The sequence below is a fragment of the Clostridium estertheticum genome (genome assembly GCF_018861295.1).
Taxonomy (GTDB): Bacteria; Bacillota; Clostridia; order Clostridiales; family Clostridiaceae; genus Clostridium_AD; species Clostridium_AD estertheticum_D.
The window spans coordinates 122,356-146,202 of record NZ_JAHLDM010000001.1; the positions used below are offsets into that span (position 1 = coordinate 122,356).

General features: G+C 32.1%; 16 protein-coding genes. All 16 read left to right on the top strand.

What is annotated here, in order from left to right; translation table 11 throughout:
• Positions 1–25 precede the first annotated feature (25 nt).
• The 16 genes from abc-f (at position 26) to KPL54_RS00620 (ending at position 23,676) form a co-directional block, all read left to right on the top strand.
• Positions 26–1,666, top strand: coding sequence for a ribosomal protection-like ABC-F family protein (gene abc-f / locus KPL54_RS00545; RefSeq protein ID WP_216103744.1), 1,641 nt, complete (start codon positions 26–28; stop codon positions 1,664–1,666).
• Positions 1,667–1,759: 93 nt separating this feature from the next.
• Positions 1,760–2,188: a hypothetical protein gene (locus tag KPL54_RS00550; RefSeq protein WP_216103745.1), complete on the top strand. Its 429-nt coding sequence runs from the start codon at positions 1,760–1,762 to the stop codon at positions 2,186–2,188.
• Positions 2,189–2,403: 215 nt separating this feature from the next.
• Positions 2,404–3,207, top strand: coding sequence for a lipid II flippase Amj family protein (locus KPL54_RS00555; RefSeq protein WP_216103746.1), 804 nt, complete (start codon positions 2,404–2,406; stop codon positions 3,205–3,207).
• A 134-nt stretch (positions 3,208–3,341) separates the two neighbouring features.
• On the top strand, positions 3,342–3,863 hold the full coding sequence (gene dcd / locus KPL54_RS00560; protein WP_216103747.1) for a dCTP deaminase: 522 nt from the start codon (positions 3,342–3,344) through the stop codon (positions 3,861–3,863).
• Between the two features lie 106 nt (positions 3,864–3,969).
• Positions 3,970–5,955 carry an excinuclease ABC subunit UvrB gene (gene uvrB, locus KPL54_RS00565; RefSeq protein WP_216103748.1) on the top strand — a complete coding sequence of 662 codons (1,986 nt, stop codon included), beginning with the start codon at positions 3,970–3,972 and terminating at the stop codon, positions 5,953–5,955.
• 54 nt (positions 5,956–6,009) lie between these two features.
• Complete coding sequence (uvrA, locus tag KPL54_RS00570; RefSeq protein ID WP_216103749.1) at positions 6,010–8,832, top strand: excinuclease ABC subunit UvrA; 2,823 nt, start codon at positions 6,010–6,012, stop codon at positions 8,830–8,832.
• A gap of 67 nt (positions 8,833–8,899) precedes the next feature.
• Positions 8,900–9,328 (top strand): FHA domain-containing protein, encoded by a 429-nt coding sequence (locus tag KPL54_RS00575; RefSeq protein ID WP_216103750.1) that lies wholly within the window; start codon positions 8,900–8,902, stop codon positions 9,326–9,328.
• A gap of 26 nt (positions 9,329–9,354) precedes the next feature.
• Positions 9,355–10,599 carry an FtsW/RodA/SpoVE family cell cycle protein gene (locus tag KPL54_RS00580; protein WP_216103751.1) on the top strand — a complete coding sequence of 415 codons (1,245 nt, stop codon included), beginning with the start codon at positions 9,355–9,357 and terminating at the stop codon, positions 10,597–10,599.
• Positions 10,592–12,013, top strand: a complete 1,422-nt coding sequence (locus KPL54_RS00585) for a peptidoglycan D,D-transpeptidase FtsI family protein (protein WP_216103752.1) — start codon at positions 10,592–10,594, stop codon at positions 12,011–12,013. The genes KPL54_RS00580 and KPL54_RS00585 overlap by 8 nt, the downstream gene beginning before the upstream one ends.
• A 285-nt stretch (positions 12,014–12,298) precedes the next feature.
• On the top strand, positions 12,299–14,164 hold the full coding sequence (gene uvrC / locus KPL54_RS00590; RefSeq protein ID WP_216103753.1) for an excinuclease ABC subunit UvrC: 1,866 nt from the start codon (positions 12,299–12,301) through the stop codon (positions 14,162–14,164).
• Positions 14,165–14,319: 155 nt separating this feature from the next.
• On the top strand, positions 14,320–15,264 hold the full coding sequence (gene murB / locus KPL54_RS00595; RefSeq protein WP_216103754.1) for a UDP-N-acetylmuramate dehydrogenase: 945 nt from the start codon (positions 14,320–14,322) through the stop codon (positions 15,262–15,264).
• Positions 15,265–15,527: 263 nt separating this feature from the next.
• On the top strand, positions 15,528–16,412 hold the full coding sequence (gene rapZ / locus KPL54_RS00600; RefSeq protein ID WP_071614454.1) for an RNase adapter RapZ: 885 nt from the start codon (positions 15,528–15,530) through the stop codon (positions 16,410–16,412).
• Positions 16,409–17,749 (top strand): gluconeogenesis factor YvcK family protein, encoded by a 1,341-nt coding sequence (locus tag KPL54_RS00605; RefSeq protein ID WP_216103755.1) that lies wholly within the window; start codon positions 16,409–16,411, stop codon positions 17,747–17,749. Before rapZ ends, KPL54_RS00605 begins: the two co-directional genes overlap by 4 nt.
• 43 nt (positions 17,750–17,792) lie before the next feature.
• Positions 17,793–18,743, top strand: coding sequence for a DNA-binding protein WhiA (whiA, locus tag KPL54_RS00610; RefSeq protein WP_216103756.1), 951 nt, complete (start codon positions 17,793–17,795; stop codon positions 18,741–18,743).
• Positions 18,744–18,750: 7 nt separating this feature from the next.
• Positions 18,751–20,055 carry a DRTGG domain-containing protein gene (locus KPL54_RS00615; RefSeq protein WP_216103757.1) on the top strand — a complete coding sequence of 435 codons (1,305 nt, stop codon included), beginning with the start codon at positions 18,751–18,753 and terminating at the stop codon, positions 20,053–20,055.
• 39 nt (positions 20,056–20,094) lie between these two features.
• Complete coding sequence (locus KPL54_RS00620; protein WP_216103758.1) at positions 20,095–23,676, top strand: DNA polymerase III subunit alpha; 3,582 nt, start codon at positions 20,095–20,097, stop codon at positions 23,674–23,676.
• Positions 23,677–23,847: the final 171 nt, after the last annotated feature.

Here is a 23,847-nt window from a genome sequence, read left to right on the forward strand (position 1 = left end):
TCCAGAAAAAAGGAGGGTTTTTTTTATGTTGATTTTACAAATAAGAAATATTAAAAAAAGTTTTGGTGATAGATTACTTTTTGACATTAAGAATTTAGAGATTGATTCTAAGGAAAAAATAGGAATTGTAGGACTTAATGGAACTGGGAAAACAACTTTAATGGATATTCTTTCAAAAAAGTTAGTTCCAGACGAAGGTTACGTGGACATATATGGTAGTTATTCTTATATAACTCAGATGGATTATAGTTTTAATGAAAAGCCTTTGGCTCAAGTGGCTAGCTTGTTTAAAGTGCCAATAAATCACAGCAATTTTATGAGTGGCGGGGAAAAGACAAGACTTAAAATTGCTAATAGCTTAAGTGGAAAAACAAATATAATTTTTGCTGATGAACCTACATCTAATTTAGATATTGAAGGTATTAAACTTTTAGAGGAAAAGTTATTAGCCCATAAAGGTGCTTTGGTTCTGATTTCTCATGATAGATTTTTTTTAGATAAGTTGTGTAATAAAATAATTGAATTAGAAAATGGAAAAATTAAAATATATAATGGAAACTACAGTTTTTATAAAAAGCACAAGCAACTAGAAATGGAAAGACAAAGCATTGAGTATGTTCAGTTTATACGAGATAAAAGAGGACTTGAGGAAGCTATTGTAGATAGGAAACATCATAAGGATACTATGAGAAAAACGCCTAAGCGTATGGGAAATTCTGAAGCAAGACTTCATAGATTAGGAAATCAAAAGGCTGAAAAGAATGTAGACAATGCGGCAAAGTCTCTTAAATCTAGGCTTAATAAATTAGAAATAAAGGATAAACCTTTAGATATATATATGACAAAAGTTGATATACAGAAAACTGAAAGGCTACACAGCAAAATTTTGATTAAAGGAAGTAGGCTTAGCAAAAATTTTGGAAGTAGAAAAATATTTAAAAATGCAAACTTTCAAATAGGTAATGGGTGGAAGGTCGCTTTAATTGGAAATAATGGTTGCGGTAAAAGTACACTTATACGAATGATAATCGATAAAGATTCTAATATTAGTAGTTCTAGTACTTTAAAGATAGGTTACTTTAATCAAGATTTAAGTATACTTGATGAAGAAAAAAGTATACTTGAAAATGTTATTAGGGAAAGTGTATATGATGAGACGTTTGTACGAATACTGTTGGCTAGGCTTTTGATTAGAGGTGAAGACATTCATAAAAAAATCAATTTTCTAAGTGGTGGAGAAAGAGTAAAGGTATCTTTTGCAAAAATATTCGCTAGCGATATAAATATGCTGATTCTAGATGAACCTACAAATTATCTTGATATTTATTCATCAGAAGCAATTGAAACTGCTTTAAAAGAATTTAATGGTACAATATTATTTGTCTCCCACGATAGAAAATTTATAAGTGAGGTGGCGGACCATTTAATGATAATAAGCAACAATAAAATTGAAGCTTTTAGCGGCGGATATAATGAATATTTACGAAAGCAAAATGAAGAATCACAAGGTTTTAATCAAAAAGATCGAAGGCTAATTATTGAAAACAAAATTTCAGAAGTTTTAGGAAAGATTTCAATGCCAAGTAAAAAAGACAATGTGGAACTGTTAGATTTAAAATATAAAGACCTTATAAAAGAATTAAAAGAGATTAAAAATTTAGATTAGTAAATTAAAATGAAATACATGTGATAATATAAAAATATTATTATTATAACATAACTATATTTATTATGGGGATATTAATAATGGGTGATGTTTATGAGTAAAAAAATATTAATAGTTATGTGCTTATTTGTTATGTTAGTGCATTCAACAGTGGCTTCTGCTATAGGATTTAAATATGTTCAAATTTTTGATCCAAAACAAGATAAGGTAGTAAAGGTAGTTCAGTTAAATGATGAAATTCATAATATGGTTGTAAGCTCGATAAAGGATGTGGATAGTTTATATCCAAAAAGTAAACCACTTACAGATGATGGGTATGCAATTAGAGTTCCAATTTACCCTGCTGTTAAGTTACAGGGGAAATGTTTAAACGCACTTGTAGATAATGTTTTTATAATAATTCCACAGCATGATGCACCATTTTTTATGATATTTGAAGATGATAATAAACTACTTTGTTTCCCCTTCAAAGGTAATGTAAACGCTTTGTCAAAAATTCTAGATTTTAAATTTGAAAGTTAATAAAGTTTCTTTTATCACAGTACTAATATTGAGACAATTATAAAAGTAATACTAAATGATAGAATAGGGACCTAGTACCCTATTCTTTTTGTAGATTTTATTTATATTAGAAGGGATAATTAGTAATATATAGTTGCTAGGTGTGTTATTATGAAGTTTATAAATAACGATAAGCAAATACGTAATTATATTCTAAAGATAATGGAGGAATATAAATGTCTACACAAGTAATAATAGTTTTAATTCTTACAATTATCATCTCTATAATTTCAACGCTAGCTTATTCAGTTAGAATTGTTGGGGTAAGGACAGGAAGAATAGCAGTATCTTTTGCGGTATTTAATATTTTTGCGTTGGTTTCTAGAACTGCAAACAGTATTCAAGCACCGCTACTTGCTAAAACAATTGAAAGTACTATAAAAATAGGAAACCCTCAGAGCTTATTAGCTACATTTAGGTGGATACTATTTTCTACAACGGTTGCAACAATTATTGGTTCAGCACTTATGCCAACATTTATAAAGGTTTTTGGAAAAGTAGTAGAATCATTTAGTATTAATCGTTCTATACCTAAATTATTAATGCATGCTTTCTCAAAAGCAGGAATAGAGCAGTTCAAGAGTAGTGTTACAAAACCTAGAAAAGAGAATTTTGCACAATTTAAGAGTTTCAAAATGATGCCTAAAAAAATAATATTGCTTAATACTATAGCTTTTTCTATATCGACTGTTGGTGTTTTGGCATCATTGTATGCAGGATGTTTAAATCCAGAATTAAGAACCACATGTAGCACATTATCAGCTGTTATAAATGGCAGTGCAACAATACTTATGGTTATATTCATAGATCCATTTATATCAATTTTAACGGATGATGTAATAAATGGAGAATGTAGTCAATTGCAGTTTGATAGATGTATAATTTTTATTGTTGGGGGATTAATAGTGGGAACAATCTTAGCTCAGTTTTTATTAATACCAGCAGCAGAGGTAATATCATTTATAGCAAAATTAATTTAAAACTGAAGAGTGTAGCTTCACTAGCTTTTAAAATAGAGTATTAATTACAATATATAACGTCTATAAGTGATTTAGCTTTTGTGAAAGCAAGCATGATTAATTAACAAAACAAAAAATGCGAGGAGGCATAAGACATGATTCTTTCTGGAAAAGAAATAAAGAAAAAACTAGGTAAAGAAATTATAATTGAACCTTTTAATGAGGAACAACTTAATCCTAATAGCTATAATCTGAGATTACATAATGAATTACTTGTTTATGATGAAGTAACTTTGGATATGAAAAAAGAAAATAAGGTTAAAGAGCTTTTTATACCAGAAGAGGGACTAGTTTTGGAACCTGGAAAATTATATCTTGGAAGAACAGTTGAGTATACAGGAACAAATAACTATGTACCTATGCTCGAAGGTAGGTCTTCTATTGGGAGATTGGGGTTATTCATTCATATAACAGCAGGATTTGGTGACGTTGGTTTTCAAGGGTTTTGGACTCTAGAAATATTTTGTGTTCAACCAATAAAAATTTATTCCGGAGTTCAAATATGTCAGATATATTATCATTGTATCGAAGGTGATTATGATGAATATACGAGTGGGAAATATCAAAATAATGAGGGTGTTCAACCAAGCTTATTATACAAAGATTTTGAACGTTAAAGTAATATCTAAATTGAAATACCATATTGACATATTAAAAACTTATAGTTAAAATATAAAGTAACGAACAAACGTTCATATAAAGGAAAAACAAGGCGGTGATTTTATGTATGAGTTTAAGTTGCATTCAAAGTTTAAGCCAACGGGGGATCAACCACAGGCTATTGATAGCCTCGTGAAAGGAATTGAAGAAGGTGAAAAGTTCCAGACGCTTAAAGGTGTAACTGGTTCAGGTAAAACTTTTACCATGGCTAACATTATTGCGAAAGTTCAAAAACCTACCTTAGTGCTGGCTCATAATAAAATCCTTGCGGCGCAACTTTGCTCAGAGTTTAGGGAGTTTTTTCCAGACAATTGCGTTGAGTATTTTGTGTCATATTATGATTATTATCAGCCCGAAGCTTATATTGCACAGACAGATACATTTATAGAAAAAGATTCGTCAGTTAATGATGATATTGATAAATTAAGACATTCAGCTACATCTGCGTTACTTGAGCGTAATGATGTTATTGTGGTTGCTTCGGTTTCGTGTATATATGGACTTGGTAATCCAGAAGAGTATAAAAAACTTACAGTGTCGCTTAGGGAAGGCATGGAAAAGGATAGAAATGAAGTAATAAGACATCTAGTAGACATACAGTATGAAAGAAATGATATGAATTTTATTCGTGGAACTTTTAGAGTACGTGGTGACACTATTGATATATTCCCTGCATCGTCTTCTAGTGAGGGGATTAGGGTAGAATTTTTCGGAGATGAAATAGAGAAAATTAGATCATTTGATGCGCTTACAGGAGAAACTATAGGAATTCGTAAACATGTATCTATTTTTCCGGCTTCTCATTTCGCGACATCAAAGGATAAATTAGAGATCGGTATAGCTCAAATAGAACAGGAGCTTGAAGAGAGATTAAAGGAACTTATTTCGGAAGATAAGGCACTCGAGGCGCAAAGACTTAAACAAAGAACTAATTATGATATTGAAATGATGAGAGAAGTGGGTTACTGCACTGGCATAGAGAATTATTCTAGAATTTTAGATGGTAGACCTGCAGGAACAGCGCCTCAAACATTGATGCAATATTTTCCGAAAGATTTCTTGATGTTTATAGATGAGAGCCATGTAACTCTTCCACAGGTTAAGGCTATGTTTGGGGGAGATAAATCAAGAAAAACTAATTTAATTGATTATGGGTTTAGGCTTAAATCAGCTTATGATAATAGACCCTTAACTTTTCCAGAGTTTGAGAAGAGCATGAACCAAACAGTATTTGTAAGTGCAACGCCAAGTGTTTATGAGGAAGAACATAGTGAAAACATCGCAGAACAAGTAATAAGACCTACGGGATTATTAGATCCTGAGATTGTAATAAGGCCAGTTAAAGGACAAATAGATGATTTATATGCTATCATTCAGGGCACAATAAAAAAAGGATTTAGAGTTTTAGTTACAACACTAACTAAAAAAATGTCGGAGGATTTGACTAAATACTTTAGAGAAATGGATATGAAGATAACTTATTTGCATTCCGATATTGATACAATAGAAAGAATGAAAATTATTCAGGATCTTAGGCTGGGAACATTTGATGTGTTAGTAGGTATAAATCTTTTAAGAGAGGGATTAGATATTCCAGAGGTAGCTCTTGTTGCGATACTTGATGCAGATAAGGAAGGGTTTTTGCGTTCTGAAACTTCATTAATTCAAACAATAGGAAGAGCTGCAAGAAACTCAGAGAGTAGAGTAATAATGTATGCAGATAGAATTACAAAGTCTATGAAAAAGGCTATGGATGAAACTACAAGAAGGCGAAAACTTCAGATGGAGTATAATGAAGAACATGATATAGTGCCAACTACTATTGTAAAAGATATTAGAGATGTAATAGGATCTATAACGGTAGCCGAGGATGAAGAGGTATATGAAACTCTTGAGGCGGCTAAAGAAGCAAATTATGATGAAACTAAAAAATTAATGGATAAGTATGAAAACGAGATGAAGCAGGCAGCTAAGGATTTACACTTTGAAAAGGCAGCACAGCTTAGAGATATAATTTATAAACTTAAAAAGCAGATTAAAGATATTTAAATTTAATTTAAAAAAATATGAGGATTTGATTGTTTTGTTACTGAGGAGGAGACCATGAGAGATAAGATATTTATAAAGGGCGCGAAGGTCCATAATTTAAAGAATGTTGATTTGGAGATACCAAGAGATAAATTAATAGTGTTTACTGGACTTTCGGGATCTGGTAAGTCGTCTCTTGCTTTCGATACATTATATGCAGAGGGACAAAGAAGGTATGTAGAGTCATTATCGGCTTATGCAAGGCAGTTTCTAGGCAATATGGATAAACCAGATGTTGAATATATAGAGGGGTTATCGCCTGCTATTTCTATAGATCAGAAAACTACTAATAGGAATCCGCGTTCTACAGTGGGCACTGTAACTGAAATTTATGACTATTTGAGACTGCTTTATGCTAAGGTGGGAACACCGCATTGCCCTAAATGTGGCAAGGAAATTACCCAGCAGACCGTGGATCAAATGGTGGATAGAATAATGGACATGCCACTAAGAACTAAGATTTCGATTTTAGCTCCAATCATAAGGGGAAAAAAGGGTGAACATCTCAAAATTATAGAGAATATTAAAAAAAATGGTTTTGTTCGTGCTAGAATAGATGGTACTACTGTAGAACTTATGGAAGAGGATATAAAACTAACAAAAACTAAAAAACACAGTATAGATATAGTAATAGATAGAATTTCTGTAAAAGATGAAGTGCGTAGTAGACTTACTGAATCCTTGGAGAGTGCATTAAAACTAGCAGAGGGTACTGCTATTGCTAGTGTTGTTGATGGTGAGGATATACTCTTTAGTGAGCATTTTGCTTGTATAGATTGTGGCATTAGCCTTGGAGAATTAGCCCCTAGGATGTTTTCTTTTAACGCTCCTTATGGTAAGTGCAACAATTGTGATGGACTTGGTACCCTTATGGAAATTGATGAGGACCTTATAATACCAGATAAAAGTAAGAGTATTAAAGGTGGAGCTGTTATGTCTTTTGGGGAAGGTAGTCTTAAGGAGGATTCCTGGACTTTTTCAGTGTTAAGAGCTCTAAGTGAAAAGTACAAATTTAGTCTAGATACACCAATAGAGGATTATGACCCAGAAATTCTTAAAATACTATTGTATGGAACAAATGGGGAAAAAGTTAAGGTTAATTATGTTAAGGAGTATAGATCGGGTACTTTTAATCATGAATATGAAGGTATTATAAATAACTTGAGAAGAAGATATTTTGAGACATCTTCTGATTATATAAAAAGAGATGTAGAACAATATATGGGTGATAATACATGCCCTAAGTGTAAGGGTGCAAGGTTAAGCCCAGAGGTACTTGCAGTAACAGTTGGTGGCAAGAATATAAGTGAATTTTGTCAATTGTCTATTGTAGATGAAGTTACATTTTTAAATAATATAAAATTATCAGAGAAAAATAAAATTATATCTAATCAAATATTTAAAGAAATAAATGATAGACTTAATTTTTTGAAAGATGTAGGCCTTGATTATCTAAATTTAGCAAGATCAGCAGCTACATTATCTGGTGGGGAAGCGCAGAGAATAAGACTTGCGACTCAGATAGGGTCTAGTTTAATGGGGGTTTTATACATCTTAGATGAGCCTAGTATTGGTCTTCATCAAAGGGATAATGATAAGCTTATAAAGACATTAAAACATTTAAGAGATATAGGGAATACTGTAATTGTTGTAGAGCATGACGAGGATACTATGAAAGCCGCAGATTTCATTGTAGATGTTGGTCCAGAAGCTGGAGAACATGGTGGAGAAATTGTCGTTGCCGGAACAATTGAAGATGTGAAAAATTGTGAAAGATCAATTACAGGCCAATATTTAAGCGGTAAGAAGAAGATTGATGTTCCAAGCAAAACCAGAGGATCGAATGGCCATTGTATAAAAATACTTAATGCAAGGCAAAATAATCTAAAGAACGTTAGTGTAGATTTTCCATTAGGCGTGTTTACTTCTGTTACTGGTGTTTCAGGATCTGGAAAGAGTACTTTAGTAAATGAAATTTTATTTAAAGGTCTTAATAAAAAATTAAATCACTCTAAAAAGAATCCTGGGCTTCACAAGGATATAACAGGCGCAGAGAATATAGATAAAATTATAAATATTGATCAAGGTCCTATAGGGCGTACTCCAAGGTCAAATCCAGCTACATATACTGGCGTTTTTGATGTGATTCGTGATGTTTTTTCCATGAGTTCCGAGTCGAAAATTAGGGGGTATAAACCAGGGAGATTTAGTTTTAATGTGAAGGGTGGAAGATGTGAAGCCTGCCACGGTGATGGAATAATCAAAATAGAAATGCAATTTTTATCTGATGTTTATGTTCCTTGTGAAGTTTGCAAGGGTAAAAGATATAATAGAGAAACTTTAGAGGTTAAGTATAAAGGGAAAAATATTGATGATATTTTGAATATGACTGTTGAAGAATCTGTAAAGTTTTTTGAGAATATTCCGAGAATTTACAGTAAACTTAAAACACTAATGGATGTTGGTCTTGGTTATATAAGACTAGGGCAACCTTCTACGCAACTATCAGGTGGTGAGGCTCAGAGAATTAAACTTGCCTCTGAATTATCTAAAAGAAGTACTGGAAAAACGTTTTACATTTTGGATGAGCCAACTACAGGACTCCATATTGATGATGTTAGTAAACTTATTATAATACTTCAAAGACTAGTAGATTCAGGGAATACAGTAGTTGTAATTGAGCATAATCTAGATGTTATAAAGTGTTCAGACCATGTTATAGACCTAGGGCCAGAGGGTGGAGATAAGGGTGGAAGCATTTTGTGCACTGGTACACCAAAAGAAATATCTTTAAATGTAAATTCATATACAGGACATTATCTAAAAAAAATGTTATAATTTATATAAGGCTAGCATAAAGTGAATGCTAGTCTTTGATTATTTTTTAAAGAGGAGAAAGTGCATTATGGCTGAGATAAGCAAGATTATGAAATATGCTATTATAGCGATTATTTACATTATAATAATATTTGCATTGAGAATAATGTATAAGGACATAAAAGGTGGTGCAAAAAAGAAACCAGTTATAAAGAAAACTATGGGTCTTGAGGTTATTGAAAGAGGAGATAATCTTAATTTAAGGGTCGGTGCAGTTATACCTTTAAATGATCAACTTTCAATAGGTAGAAAGGCAGATAATCTTTTAATTCTGGGAGACAAATATGTGTCTTCTCAGCATGCAAAAATATACATTAAAAATACAGATTATATTTTGCAAGATTTGAGAAGTACTAATGGTACTATAATGAACAACAAAGCGGTTAAGGATACAGTGTATATAAAAAAAGGTGACGTAATTAAAATAGGAACTTCAACCTTTAAGGTTATAGGGTAAATTATGAGTGCAAGCGGGGTGATATTATGGATAGTATAAAACAAGAGAGAAAGCTGCTACGGTATACCTATCTTTTATGTATAGTTTTATTTTTGAATATGTATCTCATTGGGAAAAATGAGTTTGACAAAAATGCTTTAATAATGGGTGGGATAATATGCTTTGTTTTTGCAGCTTCACATTTTGTTATAAGAAGATTTTTTCCGGATGGGGATAAATATATTTTGCTTTTTTCAAATGTATTGGCGGTTATAGGTATAGGAATGTTATACAGGCTGGACTCACCCGTTGCGATTAAACAACTTATTTTCTATGCAGTTGGAATAGCTGTATTTATTTTAGTGGTAGTTATTTTCCCAAGCTTAAGTAAGTTTGGAAAGTATAAATATGTTTATATGATATGTACTCTTATTCTTATGTCTTTGGGAAGCATACTGGCTCATAAAGTAAATGGTTCTAAAAATTGGGTTCAAATAGCGGGATTCACTTTTCAACCAACAGAATTTGGTAAATTGTCTTTAGTGGCCTATTTAGCAGCAGCATTGCAATATTACGGAATAAAAACCGAGGGAAATTCAGAAATTTCTAAATTTAAGGCTTTAATTGAACCTGGAATAGTAGTTATGATATCACTTGGACTTATGGTAGTTCAAAAGGACTTGGGTTCAGCTCTCCTATTTTTCGCTATATCAATAACTATGTTATATATTGCTACTTCGAATTTTAAATATATCCTAATATGTTTAGTATTATTTATGATAGGCGGATTTATAAGTTATAAAATGTTTGACCACGTGCAATTGAGAGTTATGATTTGGGGGAACCCCTGGAAATATGCTACTGATCAAGGACTACAGATAGTACAATCTTTAATTTCCATAGCCTCGGGTGGTCTTTTCGGAACAGGTCTTGGCCTTGGACACCCTGGAATGGTTCCTGTAGTTACTACAGATTTTATTTTTGCTGCTATTTGTGAGGAAATGGGACTAGTTACTGGATTTGCTATTATTATTTTATATTTTTTATTGTTTTATAGGTGTATGAGGGTACCTATTTATAGCAAGGATAACTTTACAAGGTTACTTGCGGTGGGATATAGTACAATGCTAGCTGCTCAAGTATTAGTTATAGTAGGAGGAGTAGTTGGAGCTATTCCACTAACGGGTATAACGCTACCATTAGTTAGTGCTGGAGGGAGTTCTATGTTAATAACTTTTTTTTCACTAGGTATACTTCAAAAAATTTCGGAGGACGGTCAAGATTATGAATGATTTTGTAAGTAATATAAAAAAGGTCCTGTTGGTATTTTTAATACTCTTTATTGCTTTGATTACATATATAACTTATGTATATATGTTTAATAGTCAGAAAGCGGTAGCTAGTACCTTTAATCGAAGGCTTTGGGCAGAGAGAAATAAGGTTCTACGTGGAACAATTTATGACAAGGATATGGTAGCTTTAACAAAAAGCACTAAGACAAGTGAAACATCTCAAAAACAAAATTATTTGCAAGGTGCAGTTTTTGCACACGCTATAGGATATATGGATCCTGTTTATGGACTTAGCGGACTTGAAAAAAAATATGATGCACAGCTTATGGGCAATAATGATACACCACTTTCAAAATTTGTGTTTTTTAATAAGGACACTGATCAAAAGGTTGGTAATGGGTTAAGGACTACACTTGACTCTAAACTCCAAAAGAAGGCTTATGAACTTTTAGGTGATCATCGAGGTTCTATAGTAGCAATGAACCCTAAAACCGGAGAAATTTTAGCTATGGTTTCTAAACCTTCTTATGATCCTAATAATTTAGAGAAAGATTGGAAGAGTATAGTTGCAAATAAGGAGATGCCTCTGCTTAATAGAGCAGTATCTGGACTGTATCCACCGGGATCTACATTTAAGACTGTTACGGCAGCAAGTGCTTTAGAAAACATAGCCAATGTTTACAATAGCAGCTTAAATGATAATGGTAGTTTAATTGTCAATGGAACAAAACTATTGGAAGATTATAATGGTGAATCTTTTGGAAATATAGATTTTAAATCTGCCTATATGCATTCTAGTAATGTGTTTTTCGGATCATTAGGTCTTGATTTAGGAAATAATAAACTAAAGGAAACAGCTGAGAAATTTTATTTTAACAAAAACATTCCAACCATAGGGTTAACTGTAGAAAATAGTGTGTTTCCAAATTATAAAAATAATGAAAAAGGTAATATTGCGCAGAGTGCTATAGGTCAAGCAGGTGTCTTAGTTACGCCTATGCAAATGGCATTAGTTGTGAGTGCAGTTGCTAATGGTGGTACAATGATGGAACCTATGCTTGTTAAAGAAATATTAAGTAGCAAGGGTAAATCTATAGAAAAATTACAGCCTAAGCAGCTTGGACAAGTGATGACAAAAAATAATTCTGATATTATGAAGGGCTTAATGAAGGAAGTAGTGTCTCAAGGAACAGGCGCTAGTGCAGCTCTTACTGGCATAGTAGTTAGTGGTAAAACGGGTACAGCAGACCATGATGACCCAAGTAAACAAGAAGCCCCACACGCTTGGTTTACTGGATTTGCACCTTATGATGATCCTCAAATTGCTATAGCGGTAATTGTAGAGGAAGGCGGACAAGGTGGCGTTAAAGCTGCTGAGATAACTAGAGAACTTGTTAGAACTTATTTGCAATAAAGATTTAACTTTGTTAATTTTGAAAAACATGCGAAAGCATGGGCATAATAGTGAAAATATAAAGTCAAATATTACAATAATATTTGACTTTATATTTTATATACCATGATTTATTTAGTAGTATAATTAGAGATAATGACGTATAAAATGAATGCTAGTATAGAAAAAATAATATATGTAGTAACTTGTAATAAATTGCCCGGGAAATTTAAATGTATTGGTATAATTTTGAATATATATGTTTAAGTGAAAATAATTATAATCTTAAAGGGGAGGGGTTGTATTATGTTTGACTTTGATTATCAACTAAAGACTCTTCCAGATGCACCAGGAGTATATCTTATGAAAAATAATCTTGGTGAAATAATATACGTTGGAAAGGCTAAAATATTAAAAAATAGAGTAAGACAGTATTTTAAATCATCAAAAAACCATTCTGTAAAAGTTATGGCTATGGTGAAAAATATAGCTGAATTTGAATATATAGTAACTGATTCGGAGATGGAGGCATTGATACTTGAGTGCAATCTTATTAAGAAATATAGTCCAAGATATAATATTTTGCTTAAAGATGATAAGCATTATCCATTTATAAAGATAACTATTAATGAGGAGTTCCCGAGGGTATTTGTAACTAGAAATATTGCAAATGATGGAGGGAGATATTTTGGGCCATACACAGATTCTGCAGCTGTATATAGTACTATTGAACTTATAAAACAAATATTTCCGCTTAGAACATGCAGAAGAAATATTAAAGAAGGTGTCCTATATGATAGACCATGTTTAAACTATCATATAGGATTATGTAAGGCCCCTTGTACAGGGTATATTAGTAAAGAAGATTATGGAAAAATTATAAAAGGTGCTTTGGATCTACTTACAGGAAAAGATAAAAGTATAAAGGAAGATTTAAGAAACAAAATGGAAAGTGCATCGGAAGTTTTGGAATTTGAGAAAGCAGCAATGCTTCGGGATAAGATTATGGCTATAGAAAAAATAAATGAGAAACAAAAGATTATAATAGGAAATTGTGAGAATGAAGATTTCATTAATGTATATGTTGATGAAAAAGATGTTTGTATTCAGGTGTTTTTTCTTCGTGATGGTAAGATAGTAGGTAGAGAACACTTTATTTTAAATGATGAAGCAGAGAATGTAGAAAATGAACTTATAGAAGAATTTATAAAGAGGTTTTATGGCGGGACAGCATTTATCCCTAAAACAATATATGTACCTTTTATAAGTGAGGTGGAAATCTTAGAACAATGGCTTAGCGCTAAAAAAGATTCGAAGGTAACTATTAAGATTCCTCAAAAGGGAGAAAAGAAAAAAACTTTAGAGATGGTTGCAAATAATGCAAAGATAACTCTTGAAAATTTTAAATTAAAGGATATGCAAGATAAGGAAATTCATAAAATCGCAATGCAGGAAATTACAGAATTATTAAAACTTGATGAAATACCTGATAGAATTGAATCATATGATATCTCAAATATAATGGGGGTAGATTCTGTAGGGAGTATGGTGGTTTTCGAAGGTGGAAAGCCTAAAAATAGTGATTATAGAAGGTTTAAGATAAAGTCAGTAATAGGAGCAAATGATTATGATAGTATGCGGGAAATCTTAGAGCGGAGGTTTCGTCGAGGACTGGATGAAGTGGAGAGAATAAAAGAGAGAAATTTAGAACTTAGTAAGGGCAAGTTTTGTGTGTTCCCGGATTTAATTCTTATGGATGGTGGAAAAGGTCAGGTTAATGTGGCCCTTGAGGTTTTAAATAATCTTAATATTGATATACCGGTATGTGGAATGGTTAAGGATGATAGGCACAAAACTAGAGGTTTAATATATAATAATATAGAGCTATTTATGAAAAGTAATTCCCAAAGTATGCACTTAATTACTAGAATACAAGACGAGGTCCATAGATTTGCAATTACTTATCACAGAACGCTTAGGGATAAAAGAACATTATATTCTATATTGGATAATATACCCAATATAGGTGAAAAGAGAAGAAGAGAGTTATTAAAAAAGTTTGGTAGTATAGATAATATAAAAGGTGCTGACGCAAAAGAGCTAATGGATACCCCATCTATGGATAGCAAGTCTGCAGAGTGCGTTATATTATATTTTAAAAATAATAAATAAACTTATTAGGAATATTTATATACATCAAAAATTTAAACTGTTGAAATATTGCAGTAAAAAGGGTAAACTAAAAGAACTATATCTTGAATAACATAAATAATATTATTTATGTTATTCAAGTATATAAATATATTAATATTTTCAAGGAGTAGAATATGAAATTATATGCGGAATTATTTAAACAAATAAATAAAGTAACAGACAATTCTAATATAAAGGTTGATGAACCAATGGAAAACCATACTTCTTTTAGAGTGGGTGGACCCGCCGATATTTTAGTAACACCAAATGAAGTTTTAGAAGTTCAAGCTTTAATAAAAATTTGTAAAAAACATAAAGTTAAATATTATTTAATAGGAAATGGTTCTAATTTACTAGTTAAGGATGGCGGAATTCGCGGTGTTGTTATAAAACTATGTAACCTTAATAAAATTGAGGTTGAAGGAAATAAAATAACAGCTCAAAGTGGAGCTAGTTTATATGATGTTACAATGGCAGCATTAGACAAAGGGCTTAAAGGTATTGAATTTGCTAACGGAATTCCAGGTAGCATTGGTGGGGCAGCAGCTATGAACGCAGGAGCATATAACGGCGAAATGTCTATGGTTCTAGATAGTCTACTCGCAATAGACCAGAATGGAGAATTATTAACAATAGACAAAGACGATATGGAGCTATCTTACAGAAGTAGTGCTGTTCTTAAATATGGCTATGCAGTTATAAGCGTTACTCTTAAATTACAGGCCGGTGACAAGGAAGTTATAAAAGCTAGAATGGATGACCTTGCAAAAAAAAGAAGTGATAAACAACCTTTGGAATATGCATCGGCAGGTAGTACATTTAAAAGACCAGAAGGGCATTATGCAAGTGTACTTATACAAGATTCAAATTTGAAAGGAACTCATGTTGGTGATGCAGAGGTGTCTGTTAAACATTCTGGTTTTATTATCAATAAAAAGAGCGCAAGTGCAACAGATATTTTGGATTTAATCAAGCTTGTACAGGATGAAGTGCAAAAAAAATTTGGTGTAAAGCTTGATACTGAGGTAAAGATTTGGGGAGAGGACAAAGAATCTTCTGAAATTTCGGTAAATCAGTGAGTTTTTTATAAATATTTTAAAAAAATTATAAAATAAGTAGGATTTTAAAACGCACAAGGGGATAAATATTTGTGCGTTTTTTTTTGTATTTACATATCTATAATTATGATTATTTGTGTTATAATTAAAAATGAAACTGTATTAGTACAACTAAGTAGACAGACATTTAAAGTGAATAATTGATAATATTAAAATATTAGTAGCAATAATAAAATATTTGGTATAATAGAAATTCTTAATTTTTGTATAGGGGGTTTTTTTTGATGAGATTTGTTATATTGACGGGGTTATCGGGAGCTGGAAAAACACAAACGGTAAGAAACCTTGAGGATTTAGGTTTTTTTTGTGTGGATAATTTGCCACCTACTTTAATTCCTAAATTTGCTGAGGCATGTTATAAATCTAATGGTAGTATTGACAGAATTGCTTTAGTTATAGATATTCGTGGTGGAAAGTTCTTTGACGATTTATTTGAAAGTTTAACATACCTAAAAGATGAAGGATATGAGTATGAAATATTATTTCTAGAGGCCTCAGATAAAGTGCTTATTAAAAGATATAAAGAGTCAAGGCGAAAACATCCTCTAGCGCCAGAAGGAAGAGTTGTAAATGGAATTGAAACTGAGAGACGCAAACTTAGGGATGTACGTGAGCGTGCTGACCATATAATTAATACATCTAAGCTTTCTGCAAGAGAACTTACAGAAGAAATAAATAATATCTATGGTGAGGAGGGTCAGATAGAAACTAAGCTTGTTATAACTGTGCTTTCTTTTGGATTTAAATATGGAATACCTGTGGATTCAGATTTGGTATTTGATGTGAGATTTTTGCCGAATCCTTTTTATATTCCAGAGCTTAAGAAGTATTCAGGTAATGACCAACCGGTTCGCGATTATGTATTAGAATTTGAAGGGACTAAAGTATTTGTAGAAAAACTTCAAGATATGCTACAGTTTCTTATCCCAAATTATAAAAAAGAAGGAAAAAGACAACTTATAGTTTCTATAGGATGTACAGGGGGAAGACATAGGTCAGTTGCTATAGCAAATAGAATTTATGAAATACTTGGGCGTAATGGGTATGATGTTAATATAGATCACAGGGACATAAATGAAGATGTAAATAGAGGTGATGGTAAGCTATGATGCTAAGGAATTTGCTGAAGCCTGGAATTAATATAAAAAGGTGGATTCTTCTAGGTATTGTAGGTGTTTCTATTTTAATATTTGGAATTTTTGAACTAATAAATAGAGAATATCACTCTCTGCCAAAGATAGTTTTATCAGCGCTGATTATAGTGCTTGGAGCTTTGATAATATATATTGCTATAATACAAATCATAAAATTTTTTATTATATTAGTTAATACAGGCAGTATTGATGTAGCTATGAGTTCGAGAAAATTTGAAGATTTAATATATGAAAAAAGAGTACTTATAAAGGGACCTAAGATTGTAGTAATTGGAGGAGGCACCGGTTTATCTACTATGCTTAGGGGGCTGAAAAAATATACTAATAATATAACAGCAATAGTTACAGTAGCAGATGATGGTGGGGGATCAGGCGTTTTAAGAGAAGATTTAGGAATACTTCCTCCAGGGGATATTAGAAATTGCATTTTGGCGTTAGCAGATACGGAACCACTAATGGACGAATTATTGCAGTATAGATTTAAAGACGGAAGACTAAAGGACCAAAGCTTCGGTAATTTATTTTTAGCAGCGATGGATGGAATCTCAAATAATTTTGAAGAAGCTGTACAGAAAATGAGTTCAGTACTAGCTGTAACGGGTAGGGTTATCCCGGTTACTTTAGACAATATGACATTAAAGGCAAAACTTAAAAATGGAAATATAATTGATGGTGAATCAAATATTCCTAAAGGCGTAATAGACAATAAGAGCCCTATTGATGAAGTCTTTATAGAACCTACAGATGCTAGGGCACTTAAGGAAGCGTTAGTTGCTATAAATGAAGCAGATGCAGTAATCCTAGGACCTGGAAGCCTTTATACTAGTATTATCCCTAATTTATTAGTAAAGGAAATAAGAAATGCATTGTATAAGACAAAGTCTATAAGGATTTATGTGTCAAATATAATGACACAACCAGGTGAGAGTGATAATTATACTGTTAATGATCATATAAAGGCTATAAATCGGCATGCTAAAGGAAAAGTTGTTGATTACGTTTTAGTAAATACAGGGAAAATAAGTAGTGAGCTAGAACTAAGATATCGTAATGATAATTCTAATATGGTTATTATAAATGAAGAGGAAATTAAAAAGCAAGGCATAGGAGTAATTAGGAGTGATTTTGTAAAAATAGGAAAAGGTCATATAAGACATGATACAGAAAAGCTTGCAACCATTTTAGTAGAAACAATTATGGAGAAAAAGTTATTTAACGATAAAAAGAAAATAGGTGAGTACTTTTATTTATCACAGAGGCTTAAGGAAAACAAAAACAAAAAAAATAATTGATTTTATGTTCTTTTAGAAAATAAATGCAATAAGGAGTAGAATAATGTCATTTTCGTCTAAGGTTAAGAATGAAATTTGTAGATTTACAGATATGAGTAAGAAAGAGGCCATGGCTGAAATGGCGGCTATAATGAAGGTTAGTGGTACTATTGGACTTGGATCAAATAAACAAATAAATTTCCAAATAACAACTGAAAATCCTGCAATAGCACGACTTATCTTTAAATTGTTAAAGGAGCATTTTGCTATTCACGCTAGATTATTAGTTAAGAGAAGTAATTCACTAAAGAAAAAAAATGTATATGTTGTTATAATTACGGAAGAAATGGGTGTTAAAGACTTATTAAAGCAAGTGGCAGTCCTTGAGGATGAAAATTTCTTTTCAATAGATTATACTATACCAAGCAGGTTAATTGATGCTGAGGAATGCAAACGTAAATATATAAGAGGGGCCTTTTTAGGTGGTGGAAGTATTAGTAACCCTGAAAAAAATTATCATGTAGAGTTTGTGACTCATGATAGTGATTATGCACAGGAATTAAGCACACTTATTAATAGCTATGGATTGTTTTCAAAAATAATACAAAGGAAAAGCAGTTTTGTTATTTATATTAAAGAGGGTGAACAAATTGTTGATCTTCTTAACATAATTGGAGCACACAATTCATTACTATTCTTAGAAAATGTAAGGATAATGAAAGAAATGAGAAATAATGTAAATAGAATTGTGAACTGTGAAACAGCTAATCTTAGTAAAACAGTAAATGCATCAGTAAGACAAGTAGAAAGTATAAAATTAATACAAAAAGAAATAGGGTTTAAGAGATTGCCTAAGAATTTGAGAGAAATCGCTGAGCTAAGGCTTGAGTATCCTGATGAATCTTTAAAAGAACTTGGAGCAATACTTGAACCACCAGTAGGGAAATCTGGTATTAACCATAGATTAAGAAGAATAGAAAAAATTGCTGAAGAATTAAGGAAAGAAGGAAGGTAAAAAGAGAATGTCAAAACATGAGGAGATAGTTAATCATATCCTTGCCCTGCAAATTGGTACTAAGATATCTGTAAGAGGTATCAGTTCTGAACTCGGCATTAGTGATGGTACATCTTATAGAGCGATAAAAGAAGCAGAAAATATGGGTATTGTTAATACCGTTCCTAGGGTGGGAACGGTAAGAGTTGAGAAGGTATATAAAAAAAACATTGATAGTCTTACTTATGCTGAAGTTATAAGAATTCTTGATGCTACTATTTTGGGCGGCAAAGAAGGTATAAATAAAAGTTTAAATAAATTTATTATAGGAGCAATGGCTGTTGAATCAATAATTAGATATCTAAAGCCAGGATACCTCCTTATTGTTGGAAATAGAGAAGAAGCACAACTACTTGCCCTTGAAAATGAGGCTGCAGTATTGATTACTGGGGGTTTTGATTGTAGTGAAATGGTAAAGATACTTGCGGATGAAAAAGGAATTCCTGTATTATCGTCAACTTATGATAGCTTTACAGTAGCTAGTATGATAAACAAGGCTCTTTATGAAACTATGATTAAAAAGGAAATTATTTTAGTTGAAGATGTGATGGATACTAATACTACTTGTCTTATGGGTACGGACACTGTGGCTACCTGGAGGCAACTAATGCTAGAAACTAATCATGAGAGATACCCAGTACTAGATGAGAATATGAAAATTATTGGGATAGTTACATTAAGAGATTTACAAGGATGTAACGATGATGATGAACTAATTAATAAAATTATGAATAAGAATCCTGTATGTGTAACACCTAAAACAACTATAGCTTATGCTGCCCATATTATGGGTTGGGATGGAATTAAAATTTGTCCTGTAGTTGATAAGAAGAAGCTTGTAGGGGTTTTAACTATAGAACATGTTATAAAAGCAATGGAGTTTGCACTAAGGCAACCACAAGTAGCTGAAACTTTAGAAGATCTTATTTTAATGAATTTTACATGTGTACACGAGGATAATAGCTTACATTTTAATGGCCAAATTATTCCTCAGATGTTAGATCCTTTTGGAACGGCCTCTTGGAGTTCACTAAATATGCTCCTATCAACTATGGGTATAATGTCATTAAGGCAAAATAATAACATTAATATCTCGGTGGATAGTATTATGTCGTACTTTATGAAACCTGTGCAAATGGGAAGTGATATAGATATATATGCGAAAATTGTTGATAAAGGTAGGAGTTTTTCTAAGGTAGAAATAAATATGTACAATAAGAATAATGAGCCTATTGCAAAGTCTATGATTTCTGCAAAAATATTTGGTAAATAATATATATAATTAAATTATGGGTTGAGGGGAAGTGAAAAAATGACGGAGAAGCTAAAGATAAAAAAGCAGGAAGATTTAGGGAGTTTTGTACATCTTCACGTGCATACAGAGTACAGCCTTCTTGATGGTTCTGGAAAGATTAAAGAACTTATAGCTAAGACCAAAGAGCTAGGCATGAAAAGTATTGCTATAACAGATCATGGAGTAATGTATGGATGCGTGGAATTTTATAAACAAGCGAAAGAACAGGGAATTAAACCTATTATTGGTTGTGAAATATATGTAGCTGCTAAATCTATGAATATAAAGGAAACTGATAGAGACAACGCTACCCATCACTTAATACTTTTAGTTAAGAATGATAAGGGTTATCAAAATTTGATGCACATAGTGTCGGCAGCGTCAATTAAAGGTTTTTATTATAAACCAAGGGTTGATTATGAATTTCTATCAAAGTACAGTGAAGGAATAATTGCTAGTAGTGCTTGTCTTGGTGGAGAGGTCCAAAGTCTTCTTCTACGAGGCAATTACGAAAAAGCAAAGGAAATAGCATTGAAATATAGAAATATATTCAAGGATGGCTATTATTTGGAACTACAATATCATGGTATGCAAGACCAGTTTAAAGTTAATGAACTCTTAGTAAAATTATCTAACGATACGGGAATTCCACTAATTTGTACAAATGATACTCATTACATAATGCAAGAGGATTCAAAGGCTCATGATATTCTTTTATGTATTCAGACAGCAAAAACTGTTGATGATGAAAATAGAATGAGGTATCCATCAGATCAGTTTTATTTAAAGTCCCCAGAGGAGATGCAAAAGACTTTTGCCTATGTTCCAGAGGCGCTTAGTAACACAGTCAAAATAGCAGAGATGTGCAATTTTGATTATGAATTTCATGTATCGAAACTTCCAAGGTTTCCACTGCCAGGCGGGGTAGATCCTTATGAATTTCTAAGAGAACACTGTTACGAGGGGTTGGCACCTAGGTATGAGGTGTTTAGTGATGTACTTACTGATGGTTTCTCTATAGAATACATAAATGAAATAGCGAAGGTTAGTCCAATTGCTAAGATGTATGTGGATAGACTTGAATATGAGCTTAATATAATAAAACAAATGGGATATGTAGATTATTTTCTTATAGTATGGGATTTTATCAAGTTTGCAATAGATCATGAAATTCCAACAGGCCCTGGGCGTGGATCGGCAGCAGGTTCAATAGTTGCTTATACTTTAGATATAACGAAGATTGATCCTATTAAGTATAGTCTTATTTTTGAGCGTTTCTTAAATCCAGAAAGAGTATCTATGCCAGATATAGATTCAGATTTTTGTTATGAAAGGCGTCAAGACGTAATTGATTATGTTGTTGAAAAGTATGGATCTACTAATGTATCACAAATTATAACATTTGGAACAATGGCTCCTAGAGCTTGTATAAGAGACGTTGGACGTGCTATGAATTATTCATATGCAGAGGTGGACAGAATCGCTAAGATGATACCATCTGTGCTTAATATAACTATAAATAAGGCTCTAGAAATGAATGCAGAACTTAATTCCTTATATAAAGATGATTCGCGTGTTGAAGCACTTATAAATATTGCAAAGGCGCTGGAGGGGCTTCCAAGACATAGTTCTACCCATGCAGCTGGAGTAGTTATTGCGTCTAAGCCTCTAGTAAATTATGTGCCTCTTCAGAAAAACGATGAAATGATAGTAACACAATTCCCTATGGGGACGCTTGAGGAACTTGGTCTTTTGAAGATGGATTTCCTTGGACTTCGTACACTTACAGTTATGAGGGATTGTGTAGATTTTGTAAAACAAAATAGAAATGTATCTATAGATATAGATGATTTGGACATTGAAGACCATAAGGTTTATAAAATGATTGGAGAAGGGAAAACCGTAGGTATATTCCAGCTGGAGTCTGCAGGAATGACTAGCTTTATGAAGGAATTAAAACCTGACAATTTAGAGGATATTATTGCCGGTATAAGTTTATACAGACCGGGCCCAATGGCTGAAATTCCACGTTACATTAGAAATAAGAATAGTATGGACAAAGTGGAATATGTTACTCCGCAGCTTGAGGAAATCCTTGGTGTTACTTATGGGGTAATGGTGTATCAGGAGCAAGTTATGGAAATAGTTAGAAAACTTGCTGGGTACTCAATGGGAAGATCTGATCTAGTCCGTCGTGCTATGTCTAAGAAAAAGCACAAGGTTATGGAAGAAGAACGTTATAACTTTATTCATGGAATAGTGGACGAGACTGGAAATATAGAAGTACAAGGTTGTCTTAGAAATGGTATAACTGAGGTGGCAGCAAATAAGATATTTGATCAAATGATGGATTTTGCATCATATGCATTTAATAAATCACATGCTGCAGCATATGCTGTTGTAGGTTATGAGACTGCATATTTAATGTGTTATTATCCTACAGAATTTATAGCTGCAATGCTCAATAGTGTAAAAGGAAATGCTGAGAAAATAGCCTTTTATACTAGATATGCAGTTCAAATTGATATTGGGGTGTTGCCACCTAGTATAAATGAAAGTTTCGCTGAGTTTACTGTAAAAGGGGATACTATAAGATTTGGTCTATCAGCACTTAAAAATGTAGGTGTAAATGTAATAGAGAGCATTGTACGTAATCGAGAAGAGAAAGGCGAATTTTCAGGTTTTATGGATTTTTGTAATAAAATAGACACATCTTGTGTAAGTAAACGAGCAGTAGAAAGTCTTATTAAGGCAGGAGCATTTGATGATTTTAATGTTCATAGATCGCAGCTACTAGCAGTTTACGAGAAGGTACTAGACGGAGTGAACAATGATAGAAAGAGGAATATTTCAGGACAAATAAATCTATTTTTAGATTTTGATAATGATTATAATAATTTTGAAATAGAGTATCCGAGTATCAAAGAATTTAAAAAGAAACATATTTTAGCTATGGAAAAGGAAATGACTGGAATATATTTATCTGGTCATCCTCTAGATGAATACGAAGAGACACTTAATATACAGACCAATACTAGAATATCTGATATTGTGGTAGATGAAAGTCTTGAAGAAGATAATGAAATGCTTAGTGAAAGTTTTAAACTTCAAGATGGTGATAAAGTTATAATTGGTGGTATAATATCATCGGTTAGTAAAAAAGTTACTAAAAACAATGATATGATGGCATTTATTAATTTAGAGGATTTATATGCTAGTGTTGAAGTAATAGTTTTTCCAAAGACATTTGAAAAATATAAGTCACTTGTTGAAGAAGATGAAATAGTAATAATTAAAGGCAGGGTTAGTATTCGCGAAGAGGAACAACCAAAAATATTATGCGAAGATATTAAGCCACTTGTAAAAATTAACAGCGAAAAAATTTATATATTAGTCGAAAATGATGTTATGATGAAAGATGCATTAAAGAAAATAAAGCAAAACTTAGCTATATATAGGGGAAGTACTCCTATATATCTGTGTACAAAAGAGCCGAGAAAAATGTATGCTGTGGATAAGGCTTTATGGCTCAGTGAAGAAATTGATGTTATGGAAGTTTTAAGAAAAATGTTTGGCCAAGATAATATAAAAATACAATAAAATATTTTTGTATAATTATAGAGGTGGTTATTAAAGGTAAGATTGTTATCTTTAATAACAATCTTAGTTAAAGTGGTAATTTTATCTTCATAAATGGTAATATATATATATTTAACTTAAATATAACCATTAAAAGGATTACATTACACTAGTAATAGGTAGTTTAATAAA

Coding starts and splice junctions, on each gene's coding strand:
- rapZ (WP_071614454.1), top strand. CDS start 15,528: ATGAGATTTGTTATATTGACGGGGTTATCGGGAGCTGGAAAAACACAA.
- KPL54_RS00615 (WP_216103757.1), top strand. CDS start 18,751: ATGTCAAAACATGAGGAGATAGTTAATCATATCCTTGCCCTGCAAATT.
- KPL54_RS00585 (WP_216103752.1), top strand. CDS start 10,592: ATGAATGATTTTGTAAGTAATATAAAAAAGGTCCTGTTGGTATTTTTA.
- whiA (WP_216103756.1), top strand. CDS start 17,793: ATGTCATTTTCGTCTAAGGTTAAGAATGAAATTTGTAGATTTACAGAT.
- abc-f (WP_216103744.1), top strand. CDS start 26: ATGTTGATTTTACAAATAAGAAATATTAAAAAAAGTTTTGGTGATAGA.
- murB (WP_216103754.1), top strand. CDS start 14,320: ATGAAATTATATGCGGAATTATTTAAACAAATAAATAAAGTAACAGAC.
- uvrC (WP_216103753.1), top strand. CDS start 12,299: ATGTTTGACTTTGATTATCAACTAAAGACTCTTCCAGATGCACCAGGA.
- KPL54_RS00580 (WP_216103751.1), top strand. CDS start 9,355: ATGGATAGTATAAAACAAGAGAGAAAGCTGCTACGGTATACCTATCTT.
- KPL54_RS00550 (WP_216103745.1), top strand. CDS start 1,760: ATGAGTAAAAAAATATTAATAGTTATGTGCTTATTTGTTATGTTAGTG.
- uvrA (WP_216103749.1), top strand. CDS start 6,010: ATGAGAGATAAGATATTTATAAAGGGCGCGAAGGTCCATAATTTAAAG.
- KPL54_RS00620 (WP_216103758.1), top strand. CDS start 20,095: ATGACGGAGAAGCTAAAGATAAAAAAGCAGGAAGATTTAGGGAGTTTT.
- KPL54_RS00555 (WP_216103746.1), top strand. CDS start 2,404: ATGTCTACACAAGTAATAATAGTTTTAATTCTTACAATTATCATCTCT.
- KPL54_RS00575 (WP_216103750.1), top strand. CDS start 8,900: ATGGCTGAGATAAGCAAGATTATGAAATATGCTATTATAGCGATTATT.
- KPL54_RS00605 (WP_216103755.1), top strand. CDS start 16,409: ATGATGCTAAGGAATTTGCTGAAGCCTGGAATTAATATAAAAAGGTGG.
- dcd (WP_216103747.1), top strand. CDS start 3,342: ATGATTCTTTCTGGAAAAGAAATAAAGAAAAAACTAGGTAAAGAAATT.
- uvrB (WP_216103748.1), top strand. CDS start 3,970: ATGTATGAGTTTAAGTTGCATTCAAAGTTTAAGCCAACGGGGGATCAA.